Annotated in this window: 12 protein-coding genes and 1 other RNA gene; 8 read left to right on the plus strand and 5 right to left on the minus strand. The window is 43.5% G+C overall.

What is annotated here, in order from left to right; translation table 11 throughout:
• The first annotated feature begins 349 nt into the window (after positions 1-349).
• From ssrS to serA, 8 genes are all read left to right on the plus strand, one after another.
• Positions 350-532, plus strand: a non-coding RNA gene (gene ssrS, locus V7R35_RS04700) — 6S RNA.
• 21 nt (positions 533-553) lie between these two features.
• Entirely contained in the window at positions 554-1,450 is an 897-nt protein-coding gene (locus V7R35_RS04705; RefSeq protein WP_334013553.1) for a ribokinase, read from the plus strand.
• Between the two features lie 22 nt (positions 1,451-1,472).
• Positions 1,473-2,414: a nucleoside hydrolase gene (locus V7R35_RS04710; protein WP_334013554.1), complete on the plus strand. Its 942-nt coding sequence runs from the start codon at positions 1,473-1,475 to the stop codon at positions 2,412-2,414.
• A 72-nt stretch (positions 2,415-2,486) separates the two neighbouring features.
• Positions 2,487-4,109: a hybrid sensor histidine kinase/response regulator gene (locus V7R35_RS04715; protein WP_334013555.1), complete on the plus strand. Its 1,623-nt coding sequence runs from the start codon at positions 2,487-2,489 to the stop codon at positions 4,107-4,109.
• Positions 4,110-4,117: 8 nt separating this feature from the next.
• Complete coding sequence (locus V7R35_RS04720) at positions 4,118-4,831, plus strand: 5-formyltetrahydrofolate cyclo-ligase (RefSeq protein ID WP_334013556.1); 714 nt, start codon at positions 4,118-4,120, stop codon at positions 4,829-4,831.
• Between the two features lie 161 nt (positions 4,832-4,992).
• Positions 4,993-5,991, plus strand: coding sequence for a hypothetical protein (locus tag V7R35_RS04725; protein WP_334013557.1), 999 nt, complete (start codon positions 4,993-4,995; stop codon positions 5,989-5,991).
• A gap of 167 nt (positions 5,992-6,158) precedes the next feature.
• A complete protein-coding gene (gene rpiA / locus V7R35_RS04730; protein ID WP_334013558.1) occupies positions 6,159-6,815 on the plus strand; it encodes a ribose-5-phosphate isomerase RpiA in 657 nt (218 codons plus the stop codon).
• A gap of 221 nt (positions 6,816-7,036) precedes the next feature.
• Positions 7,037-8,266 carry a phosphoglycerate dehydrogenase gene (serA, locus tag V7R35_RS04735; protein ID WP_334013559.1) on the plus strand — a complete coding sequence of 410 codons (1,230 nt, stop codon included), beginning with the start codon at positions 7,037-7,039 and terminating at the stop codon, positions 8,264-8,266.
• A 156-nt stretch (positions 8,267-8,422) separates the two neighbouring features.
• Here serA and V7R35_RS04740 read toward each other — a convergent pair whose 3' ends face one another.
• The 5 genes from V7R35_RS04740 to V7R35_RS04760 all read right to left on the minus strand — a co-directional run bounded on the left by V7R35_RS04740 (position 8,423) and on the right by V7R35_RS04760 (position 12,512).
• Entirely contained in the window at positions 8,423-9,169 is a 747-nt protein-coding gene (locus V7R35_RS04740; RefSeq protein ID WP_334013560.1) for a DUF481 domain-containing protein, read from the minus strand.
• Positions 9,170-9,394: 225 nt separating this feature from the next.
• Positions 9,395-10,159, minus strand: coding sequence for a DUF481 domain-containing protein (locus V7R35_RS04745; RefSeq protein ID WP_334013561.1), 765 nt, complete (start codon positions 10,157-10,159; stop codon positions 9,395-9,397).
• Positions 10,160-10,364: 205 nt separating this feature from the next.
• On the minus strand, positions 10,365-11,189 hold the full coding sequence (locus tag V7R35_RS04750) for an HDOD domain-containing protein (protein WP_334013562.1): 825 nt from the start codon (positions 11,187-11,189) through the stop codon (positions 10,365-10,367).
• Positions 11,190-11,263: 74 nt separating this feature from the next.
• Complete coding sequence (locus V7R35_RS04755) at positions 11,264-11,548, minus strand: DUF1289 domain-containing protein (RefSeq protein ID WP_334013563.1); 285 nt, start codon at positions 11,546-11,548, stop codon at positions 11,264-11,266.
• Between the two features lie 253 nt (positions 11,549-11,801).
• Entirely contained in the window at positions 11,802-12,512 is a 711-nt protein-coding gene (locus V7R35_RS04760; RefSeq protein WP_334013564.1) for an SIMPL domain-containing protein, read from the minus strand.
• Between the last annotated feature and the right edge of the window lie 63 nt (positions 12,513-12,575).

Here is a 12,575-nt window from a genome sequence, read left to right on the forward strand (position 1 = left end):
CCGGTTGATTACTCGCTGTGCAGTTAGAAGCACAATTAACGAAATTCCCGTAGATTCACTGGCAACATCGCAATCTTTCATCTAAGATCACAAACCTTGGATATGGAATTCCACTCGCAACGCTACCAGTAGTAAGCTGGGTAACAACGCTTTCGGCTACAACGGTGTTTGTTATACATTTGAGCTTCTTGAAGATGCGTGTATAATTGCTGACCAACTGGTCAAGAAAATGTTAAATTCTTTTCAGCAGTAATAATCACGTACGCAAATTTGTTACTAAGCGCAACAAGTGATCCTCTTCACTGAACTGCGCGTTTGAGATACCCTGTTGCGTTTTATACAACTACAATGTTTCCTGGGATGTTTGCTAGTTCATTCATGTCCCTGGCCGATGCTTTAAACCTAGGAAGTTGAAACGGATGCTATTGTGCAAGCTCGACTAGTATCGAGAAGCCTACGGCAACTGTGATGCTTCCGCCCTGAACTTTTCGGTTCACGGGCGAAACATGGACAGCGGCATTCTGGGAAGCGCCCTCTTTCGACGGAAGAAGAAATGGCAATAATTAATTTTGGCTCTATAAACATCGACCACGTTTATCAGGTAGAACATTTTGTACAACCTGGCGAAACGCTGGCCTCTACACATTATCAAACGCTGTTAGGCGGTAAAGGCGCAAACCAATCCATTGCCCTAGCACAAGCCGGCGCAGACGTTCTCCATGTTGGCAGCATTCATGAAAATGACGCAGCATTCAAACAAGCACTTATTAAAAAAGGTGTAGATTGTCGCGGCGTAAAATGTTCAGAAACTCCTTCAGGTCATGCAATCATTCAAGTTACTCCTAGTGGCGAAAATGCCATTGTGCTGTTTGGTGGTGCAAACCAAACCATTACTGCAAAAACAGTGATGCAGGCGCTTGACGGTGCGAAGCCTTCTGACTGGGTATTAACACAAAACGAAACCAGCAGCATTGAAGAAGTACTTCGCCAAGCAAAAGAAAAGCACCTTAAAGTAGCGTTTAACCCTGCGCCTATGAGCGAGTCGGTTAAACAGCTTCCGCTCGAGTGTGTTGATTTACTTATCGTAAACGAAACCGAAGCGGCCGCCATAACCGAAAAAGAATCGCTAGAAGATATCGTGACTGTTTTTAAAGAAAACTGGTCGCATTGCGAAGTCATAATTACACTTGGTAAAGCGGGTGTAATGATGCTGCGTAAAAATGAAGTAGTAGAAGTTAAAGCGTTTTCTGTAGATGCGGTTGACACAACAGCAGCGGGCGACACGTTTATTGGCTACTTCCTGTCAGCATACAGTAATCACGCAGACGCAAAACAAGCATTGCGTCGTGGCTGTGGTGCATCGGCTATCGCGGTAACGCGTGAAGGTGCAGCACAAAGCATTCCATCAGAAAAAGAAGTGGATCGTTTCCTAGCGAAACATACCAACTAGCAGAACGCACTGAGAAAAATTAATGGCACATAAAATTATTTTAGACACAGATCCGGGGATTGATGATGCGATGGCGATCTTCTTCGCCTTTCAATCACCAGATATCGAAGTTCTAGGTCTTACTACAGTGTTTGGTAACGTGCCGGTTACCATGGCAGCGCAAAACGCGCTTACGCTGTGTGAAATGGCAGGCAAAGATATACCAGTTACTAAAGGCGTTGGTATGCCTTGGGTTGGTCCAGAGTCGACTTATGCGCACTTTGTACACGGTGACTACGGTTTCGGCGACATTAAACCTGAAGCTCCTAAGACTGAACTAGATCCGCGTAGCTCTGCACAATTCATTGTTGATATGGCGCGTAAATATCCAGGCGAAATTACTATCGTGGCTATTGGTCCACTGGGTAACTTAGCACTTGCGCTACGTTTAGAACCAGACCTTCCAAAATTGGTTAAAGGCGTAAGCATTATGGGCGGTGCAGCTTTTGTACCGGGCAATGTTACACCTGTTGCTGAAGCCAATATTTGGAACGACGCTCACGCGGCAGAAATTGTATTTGCAGCCGACTGGGACCTAACCATGTTTGGTCTAGACGTTACGAACTTCACGCCTTTCTCTCCTGTTTTTGTAGAGAAGCTTGAAGAGAAGAACAAAACACTAGGTGGCTTCGTTAAAGAGAGCGCACAGTTCTACATGGACTTCTACTCTCAGAACCGTGAAGACCGCGTATGCTTCTTCCATGATGCATTCCCGCTTGCGCATTTACGTCACCCAGAGTTATTTGAACTCACAGAAGGCCACGCTCGCGTTGGCACCAGCGAGTTAGACAGAGGTCAGACGGTAGTTGCGCCAAAAGGTACAACACCTAGCCCACTGTGGAACGAGGCGAAAACCATAAAAGTGGCTACTAAGGTAGACCACGCCAAACTGGAACAATTATTCATAGATACCTACGCACTGTAAAAGCAGTGTGTTAATGTAAAAGGGCTGTAGAAATACGGCCCTTTTTTATTTGTGCAGTGATACGAAGTTTTTATGAAATCAGCCCCTATTCCAGAGAACGAAGACGAACGCTTAGCTGAACTGCTCAGCTACGATGTGCTTGATACTGAAGCCGAGCAGCTGTTTGACGATCTCACTTCATTGGCTTCTCAAATCTGTGAAACGCCCATTGCACTTATTAGTCTTATAGACCCAGACCGCCAATGGTTTAAGTCACGAGTAGGCCTTGATGCACAAGAAACTTCAAGAGACATCGCTTTTTGTTCGCACGCTATTTTACAAGATGAAATTTTTGAAGTACCGGACGCTGCAGAAGACCCTAGATTTCATGACAATCCGCTAGTAACAGGTTCGCCGGATATCCGTTTTTACGCGGGCGCGCCATTAATTACACCAAGTGGCCACGCTATTGGCACACTATGTGCCATTGATAAAAAGCCTCGGCAAATTACTAACGAACAACGAGCATCGTTAAAAACGTTAAGTAAGGCCGTAGTAGCGCATTTAGAATTAAAAAGAAAAAACAGAGAATTAGAGCGCACCAGTCAGTTTAAGTCTGATTTTTTGTCGTATGTTAGTCATGAAATTAGAACGCCGTTAAATGCCATTAATACCTTCAGCCATTTACTTGAAGCAGAAGCGCAAAAGCTATCGCTACCAGATAGTTTTTCTACGCCGTTATCGCATGTGAGCAAAAGCGGTGAACGTTTGCTTGAAATCGTAAACTCTGTGTTAGACATCAAGCAAATTGAAGCGGGTAAAATGCGCGTTTTGCCGCGAACGGTAAACACCAAAGACTTTTTCACCCATTTGTTTTCATTAACGAGTATTCGTGCAGAAGACAGCAACATTAAATTTTCCACCCGCGTAGACGGTTCGGTACCAAGCGCGCTGTTTTTTGACGATACAAAGTTGGGGCAAGTAGCGCTTAATATATTGTCGAACGCCATTAAATTTACACCAGTAAACAAATCGGTAAATGTTCAGGTTAAATACAAAGCAGGTAAACTACTATTTAGCGTGGTTGATGAAGGCATTGGCATGAGTGAAGAGGATAAGAAGCGCCTTTTCACGCCGTTTGAGCGAATGCAAAATGCGCATCAAATAAGAGGAACAGGCTTAGGGCTTAATATTTCGAAACGTCTTATTGAGCTAATGGATGGCACCATAAAAGTAAGTAGTAAGCTAAACGAAGGCACCCGCATTTTAGTCTCGCTGCCTGCAGATGAAGTGAGCGACAACACATTTATTGAGGCGCAGCCAAAAAGCTATGTGGCGCAATTAAATGTATCCACCTCTGTGAACGTGTTGGTAGTTGAAGACCATCATATAAACCAAGTGGTTATTCAAACCTTATTCGAGAAGCTTGGCGTACCGCTTGCGATCGTAGGCACTGGGGAAGAAGGTGTGGAATACGTGAGGTCTAACCCTGTCGATTTAGTGTTTATGGATTTGAATTTGCCCGGTATACAAGGCGATGAAGCTACGTCACAGATTAAAGCGATAATGCCCGACCTGCCAGTAGTAGCCCTTACGGCTGACGTGATAACTCAAGAAGCCGCGCTGAAAGAAAAAGGGCTTAATGCTGTGCTAACAAAGCCAATAGACAGCACGGAGCTCGTCAACGTGCTTAACCTATTTTTAAGCGCACGCTAATAGCCGCTATGACTAATTCAACTGATTACTCATCGAATAGCACAGCCAGTATTTCGCATCACACGGAATCCGCAAGAAGGACACTGCGTAAAAGCTTGCGCACTGCACGCAAGTCGCTAGCGGATAGCGCACAAATAGAAGCAGCTAACGCAATAACAACACAGTTGAATGAATTTTTTGCTTCGTTTTTTTCGAATCACAGCAATGAGTGTTCACAACAAACAACGATAAATACAGCATCATATTTAGTGAACGATGGCGAAGTAAACTTATCGCCATTTATGCAACAAGCCCGAAATACGTTACCCAACGTTCGCTTTTCTTTGCCTGTGCTGCACCCCGTTTGTAAGGGGTACCTGTTGTTTCTTAAATTTGACGAAAACACGGCGTTGGTAAAAAACAAATACAACATTGAAGAGCCAGTACTGGCCTGCCCTAGTGTTATACCTTCATCACAGCTTGATGTAATTTTAATGCCCTTAGTAGGGTTTGATACGAAGGGAAATCGCTTAGGAATGGGCGGCGGTTATTATGATCGCACGTTAGCGTTTACGAAGCGAACTACGCACAAGCCACTCTTAATCGGCGTCGCCCACGACGTTCAAGAGGTGGAACGTTTGCCAATTGCACCTTGGGATATACCGCTTAATGCCATTATTACCCCTACACGCCTTTTGCAGTTCAAGTGGTTAAAACAACAACATCTTCGTCATTTTTCTTAAAACCACATGGTTAAAATTGTTACACCCCCTACCGCTTAGAACTTAAACCCCTGTTTTAATGGCTAAATTTATTTTGGCACTGATATTGCCATTGCTATTAAAGGCATTACTAAAACACGTTTAGTATTTAGCTGCGGCATAACAATAAAGGAAAATAGCCTATGTACACTGATGAAGACTTAACACTTGCCGTAAAGCACAACGTGCTTAAGCAAAACGACGTAACGCAATTTCGCCAGTTTATTAATGAAACCAGAAACAGTTATACAGTAGACGAGGAAAACTTTCGTCTTTTAAGCGGCTTTAACGATATTTTTGTGGTTATCGCTAGTGCTTTACTTCTGGCGTCTTTAGCTTGGATTGGCTATAACATTGCACCACCTTTAGGTGGCGTTGCCGTGGCAGCGGGCTCGTGGGGCTTAGCTGAGTATTTCGTTAATAAGCGCAGAATGGCGCTACCTGCTATTGCACTGCTGCTGTCATTTTTAGTTGGTTTATTTGCAACCCCAATTTTATTCCAGCCAGAGTCTAAGGAACTGACATTACTAGTATCTGGGCTTATTACCTCTTTAGGCGCAATTGTGCATTGGGTTCGTTTCCGTGTACCCATTACCGTTGCCGCAGGCGCTGCTACGTTTACCGCAGGTATTGTGGGCTCAATTGCTTATTTGTTCCCTATTACCACCCTTTACGTGAACAACATTGTTTTAGTGTGTGGATTGCTTATTTTTGGCCTAGCAATGTACTGGGACAGCAAAGATACCGCCAGACAAACCCGTGCTTCTGACGTGGCGTTTTGGCTTCACCTTATTTCAGCGCCTATGATTGTGCATCCTATTTTCCAAGGTTTAGGCGTACTAGAGGGAAGCGGCAGTTTGTTAGTATCGCTTGTTGTACTTGCACTTTATGTTCTGTTGGCACTCATCTCTATTGCAGTAGATCGCAGAGCCATTATGGTTAGTGCGCTGGTTTATGTTATTTACACGTTCTCGGCACTCATGGAAAACTTCGGAATGGTAACCTCAAGCTTCGCCGTTACCGGGCTATGTATAGGTTCTACTCTACTACTGCTATCAGCTTTTTGGCACGGCTGCCGTCGCTGGGTTCTGAAGCTAGTACCTCAACAAATTCAGCTAAAGCTTCCAGAAGCCAAAGCATAAATTAGCATTCACACTTTCAAAACGCGGCTTTGGCCGCGTTTTTTTGATCTCATCATTGACAGCGTATCCTTATGCTTTTTCGCACTAAAGAATATGGTCAGCTTTCTGTAGGTTCGTGGCTTTAATTCGGTTACACTTCACACAAAAATTAGCCCTCGAGAGTGAACATGGATCAGAACGCAAAAAAACAAGCCGTAGCGAAAGCTGCCATTGATTACGTTGAAGCCGACAGCATTGTTGGTGTTGGAACAGGCTCAACCGTGAATTTTTTTATTGAAGAGTTAGGTAAAATAAAACACAAAATCGAAGGTGCTGTTTCTAGTTCAGAAGCGTCTACTGAGCGCTTAAAAGCGCTAGGTATTGAAGTGTTCGAACTTAACGATGTAAGCAATTTATCTGTCTATATCGATGGTGCAGACGAAGTAACCGAGCACATGCACATGATTAAGGGCGGCGGTGCTGCGCTAACTCGCGAAAAAATTGTAGCCGGTGCAGCAACTACGTTCGTGTGTATTGTTGATGAGAGCAAACGCGTGCCTGTGCTAGGCAAATTCCCTCTTCCGGTTGAGGTGATTCCTATGGCCAGGTCTTTTGTGGCTAGAGAGTTAGTAAAACTTGGCGGAGACCCAGAATACCGACAAAGCGTTGTTACCGATAACGGTAACGTTATTCTTGATGTGCACAATTTAGAAATAGTGAACCCAAGAGAACTTGAGCAAAAGATAAATAACATTCCAGGTGTGGTTACCAACGGCATTTTTGCGCTGCGTGGCGCAGACGTAGTGTTGTCGGCCACAGACAATGGTGTAGACACATTCAAGTAGCTTTACCAGTGGCTAAGCCAAAGGCTTGAAATGTGGCTTGAAAAATAAAGCACATATATTCATGTGCTTTATGGCCACCTCTACTAAATACTACTTTTAAGTGTTACTGTTTTCTGGTAGCTTTCATTTAGACGTCTAGATGTCTTATTTGGACGTTTACTATAAAGTGAGTTAACGCTGCATAAGCAATCCACCATACATCAGCGAGAGATAGCGAGTTCATGAGCAAAGTTTCACTAGAGAAGGATAAAATCCGAATTGTATTGTTAGAGGGTGTCCATCAAAGTGCATTGGAAACCTTAAAGAACAATGGTTATAGCAACATTGAGTTTCTTAAAACCTCGCTTCCAGAAGATGAGTTGATCGAGAAAGTTAAAGATGCCCACTTTATTGGCATTCGTTCGCGCACACAAATAACTGAAAAAGTGGTTGATGCTGCACAAAAGCTAGTGGCTATTGGCTGTTTTTGTATTGGTACCAATCAGGTTGATTTGAACGCTACGCAGCGCCGTGGTATCCCTGTATTTAACGCACCATTCTCGAACACACGCTCGGTGGCTGAGCTAGTGCTTGGTCAAATTATTTTGCTGCTTCGCCAAGTGCCTAGCAAAAACGCTAAAGCGCACCGAGGCGAATGGGAAAAAACTGCTGTAGGTTCATACGAAGCACGTGGCAAAACGCTCGGTATTATTGGTTACGGTCACATTGGTACACAGTTAAGCATTCTTGCCGAGCACCTTGGCATGCGCGTTCAGTTTTTCGATATTGAAGATAAATTGGTATTAGGTAACTCAGCCCAAGTTAAGTCGCTTGAGAAACTATTAAACACCTCTGACGTTGTATCGCTTCACGTGCCTGAAACGCAACAAACACAGAATATGATTGGCGCGGAACAGCTTGCTCAAATGAAGCCTGGCAGCATTCTTATTAATGCGTCGCGTGGTACGGTAGTTGAAATTGACGCATTGGCAGATGCACTTGAAAGTGGCCACTTAAACGGTGCAGCAATTGACGTATTCCCGGTAGAGCCAAAATCAAACACTGAAGAATTTCAGTCGCCGCTACGCAAGTTCGACAACGTTATTCTTACACCTCATGTGGGCGGTAGCACACAAGAAGCACAAGAAAACATTGGTATTGAGGTGGCGGGTAAGCTTGCAAAATACAGTGATAATGGCTCAACTCTATCTGCTGTTAACTTCCCAGAAGTATCGCTTCCTGAGCACACTAACCGCTCACGCTTGCTTCATATTCACAAGAATAAGCCTGGTATTCTTACTCAAATTAACCAAGCGTTTGCCGAGAAAGGCATCAACATTGAAGCACAGTACCTACAAACCAACGCAGAAATTGGTTATGTAGTGGTAGATGTAAAAGAAGACCGCGGTTACGAAGCGCTAGCCGAGTTACAACAGATAGACGGCACAATTAAAACCCGTATTCTTCACTAAGCACTTTACTTGGCTAAGCACTTTACTTGGTGAGTGGAAGCATATTGACAAAGACTACGCTTCTAAAGATTACGATACCAATGGTAATTGCTACTTATAAAAAAACGCTGCATTTGCAGCGTTTTTTGTTTAAAGTGTATATCTCGCGGTGAGCTTTTAGAAGAAGTTATAAACTAAGCTTACTGCGGTTTCAGTATCAAGCTTTTCTACGCCTTCAGCCACCTGCGAGTTGTGGTCTAGCTTAAATGAAAGACGCATTGACAGGTTACCGCTAATTGTTGCTGTTAGCGCACTTTCAGCACGTGATTTAGTGTTCTCGTCACCTATCTCGGTACTAGCTGTTTGTGAAAACTTAGCTGTGTCTGAAATTTTCCAAGAATAAACTGTTGAAGCACGGATAATCATGCTGTTTTGGCTTTCACCTTCTTGTGTTTCAACAAACGCATAACCCGGACCAATTGAGTACTCTAGGGTATGACGCTTATTTTTAAGTACTTTTTGGTTCCAACCAGCCGCAACTGTTGCTTGGTAGTTAAAGTTACTGAAACGGTCATCTTCGTACGAGGTAAAGCCAAACAAACGATAATCAGGGTTATCTAGCTTATAGTTACCCTGCGCTGACGCGAAGAACTTTTGAGCAGATGTAACATCTTCTTCGTCGCCGTTTTCATCTTCTGTGGTCTCTTGACGATACAGGCCTTCAACTAAATAGTCATTACTCCAGTTTTCAAGTTCTTGATGCGCTGTAATACCTGCGTTAATAGACGTGGTATCGGTGTTACCCGTTGTCGAGATAAAGCCTAGCTCACCTTCCATAGTAAACGGTTTTACTTCATCGTCTTGTGCAAAAGCAACGTTAGACAGTGATAAGGCAATAAGTGATGCAAGCATTTGCTTTTTCATTGAACAATCCTATTGATTAACTTTCCATTAGCTGTGCAAAGCACCTCTAAGTAAGGGGCACAGCGCGATTAAAAGAAACGTGAGTACAACACCAAAAACTGCGTATACAAAGTGTTCTATCGAATGTTGCGCAGTGTACCGACTTCATTAGTCCAGTCAATGCAAAGCCTTATATTTAGCGTGATTCAGCTACAAATAGCCAAAATCATGTCAAACAGTAGCCAATTAAAAGAATTGGTATACCAAGGCCACAGACGTTTCAGTACTTAACGCATCAACATCCTCTGCTGTAGCGGTTTCATGGTTTAAAATGAAAGAGAGCTTCATGGCTAACGAGCCAAATACATTAGCCGACAGCGATGTTTCAGAGCGAGATCGCGTATTTTCATCACCCGCTTCAGTACTTAGGAATTGTCGTAAACGCGCACCAGAGCGCCAAAAGTATTTATATTCAGCCGAAGCTCGCACAATAATGCCGTCGTTAATCAATAAATCATTTTCTTCTTCAGCTTCAACGAAGGTGTAACCAGGTCCTATACTGTACCTGAACTCACTGTCCTCATTTCGCCAAACACGTTGTGAATAACCCGCTGCCAGTGAAGCTCGATGGTCATAACCAGTAAACCTATCGTCTTCAATGTCGCTATACATGAATAAACGGCGGCCAGGCGAAAGAAGTTTATAATCAAACTGTGCACTGGCGAAGAAACGTTGTGCACTAACATCGCGTTCAGTAGTTGGCGTGCCGCTTTCTTTATATAGCAGCTCGGCAAAATACAGGCTGCTCCAGTTTTCGGTTTCGTGGTCGGCATTCACCGCCGCTTTTATTGTACTGGCAGACGTATTGCCTGTATTCAGAAGTACACCTAGCTCTCCATCGAGTGTGAAACGTGGAATTTCATCATCTGCATCTGGAGTGTAATCGGCGTGGTAAAGCGTTTGGATGAGATCTCTTGCTTCAACACTGGTACAAATACTGCCGAAAAACAAACTGGCAGGTATAAGTACGGAGGCGCAAAAAGTAGCGCAGATAGAAAGGCATGAAAGCGCACATACCCTAAGTTTTGTATAGCACATATTAAGAATTACGTTCAGCGTTATCGTTATAAGAGTACGTCTATAAGTGACGTTTGCTTACGTCCATTCCGTGGGAGCGCATTTACTATATTGTGTTTTGGCAACGTCTTGTGCGTTGCTATTTTATAAGAGCCACAATTTTTGCGGTTTCCAGCTCGGCATATTCAATTGAATTACCAATGATTTCCATATCAAAATGTAAAGTATTGGCCATGTCGGGAGTGAAAAGTTCCATGTCCCCGTAGCTCTCCTTGTCATGTTGAGAAAGGGTTATTCGGCTAGCGAGTGCTAACACACATACATCAACATCAACCGTTTGCTTTGATTCGTCGTTGATATAAATGACGGGGTAAAATAACCCTACCGGCAATTTCCAATCTTGCAATATCATACCGCTGCATTGAGAAAACGTAAAACCGAAATGTTCTAACTGCCTTGCAGGCGGCAGTTCTGTCTTGTCTGAGGAAACATACTTCTCGTAGCAGTTAGGCGCTCGTTTGGCTACAACCAGTTCGCTTAAATTTTGCAAAATACCCATAACAAAAAAACGCTCTGCCCCTCTGATGTTCAAACGCTTTGCAACACTCTTTGCCACCATGCCGCAGTAAACAGATGCATGCCAGTGTTTGTCTAATTCAATAAGCTCATTATCAAACGATTTGAACGCAGTGCTTGCAGTTTCAGCTATCACTAAGTTATACAATGCTTCTCCACCGATAACGTTAACGGCTTTGGCGACAGAATCAATTTGAGAGGGAAAGCGAAATAAAGAGCTGTTAGCTAAGCGTAACACCTTCGCAGTTAATGAAGGGTCAATACTAATTAATTGACCAATATCTTCGGCACTTGAACGAGGGTCATCTAATACTGTACGTATACGAACGCAAACATCAGGTAAAGTAAACGACTTTACGGCAAATGAAACGAACTTCTCTAACGACATCTACTCACTCTCATTTCTTTTTGTGACTGTTTTTTCATGTGCTTGGGTCAACACATTCTTTAAGAAGGCAATGTCTATTCAGGTACATCACCAAATAAAGAAAATTGTTCACTGCTTTGCGCTTCATCTTGCATTTGAGATCTACGTGCTTTCGCTAGCACTGCTTTCTTGCGTCGAACGCAAGCACTTATGATCTTTCTTTTTGTTGCGTCGTCTACTTTAAGCCAATACAAGCGTTCGTCACGGCTGCGATAGCAGCCTTTGCAAAATCCTCGAGGGCCAGACTGACACACACCAACACATGGGCTGGGAATTTCGAAAAACTCTAGTTGTTCCGACTGCGTGTTTTGTTCTGCCATGCTAAATGCTCGACCCGATACAATAACAAAGCGCTACGTACTTATGTACTACACGCTTTACTATAGTTGTTTACTTGCTTTAATGACTAGTAGACATTAGCAGTAAAGTATACCTTTAAGTATATCTAATGTTGAGTATTTCTCTGCTTTCTCAACTGCAGTTCGCTACTGTGAACTAAAAAAATGCATGTAAACTAAGCGCACAAACAACGCACACAACACGTTGTGCAATGCGAAGCTAGGTATCTACCGATTAATCAACCAACGTGTAATCGATAGTAGAAACCACCCTTACTCTTTTGATGTGAGGATGATGGCTGTCGCGGCTGCTAATTGAAAAGCGGCCTTGGTTGGCACGCTTTATTTTTCCAAGCGTACTGTTCGAGTCTTTGGCAAACTTAGCCGCCACTTCCCTCGCATTTATCGTCGCCTCTTCAATCATTTCAGGCTTTACATCATTTAACCGGGTAAATACATAGTCAGGCTGTGCTCTGTAGCTTTGGTCTGACAGCACAATACCTGTTTTAATAAGCTCACCAATTTGTTGCATTAGTAGCCTTACATTCTGCACATCTTCTGAAAATACGGTAACTGTTTGAATAGCACTATAACGAAATGGCGCTCGGTCTGAGCCGCCGTATTGTTGCGCTAGCTTGTCTGTTATCTCTGGCTTTCCAATGGTAATACTTTTAGAGGCTATACCTTTGCCTTCCAAGAACTGCTGAACCTTGGCACTGTTTTTCTCAATTTGATCGTAGAGCGCCGGTAGGTCGTTACCTGCATCAACAAACTGAATAGGCCAAATTACTTGGTCTGCAATATATTCCCTTTCAGATAGCCCCTTAACGGTCACTACCCTGTCCCACGTTTGCATATCATTCATAGCACCAGAAACCTGAAGCCCTAATACGCCAAGTGCCACCACCATGCCAATTGCAATAATGCTTGCTGCGCCTGTTTTCACAATTCACTCCTTAAGATAAACAGTTTAATAACCAGATTGTTAAAGGTAGCGCACAATACCGTT

Origin of the sequence: Alteromonas sp. S167 (assembly GCF_036864375.1) — a bacterium.
Lineage (GTDB): Bacteria > Pseudomonadota > Gammaproteobacteria > Enterobacterales > Alteromonadaceae > Alteromonas.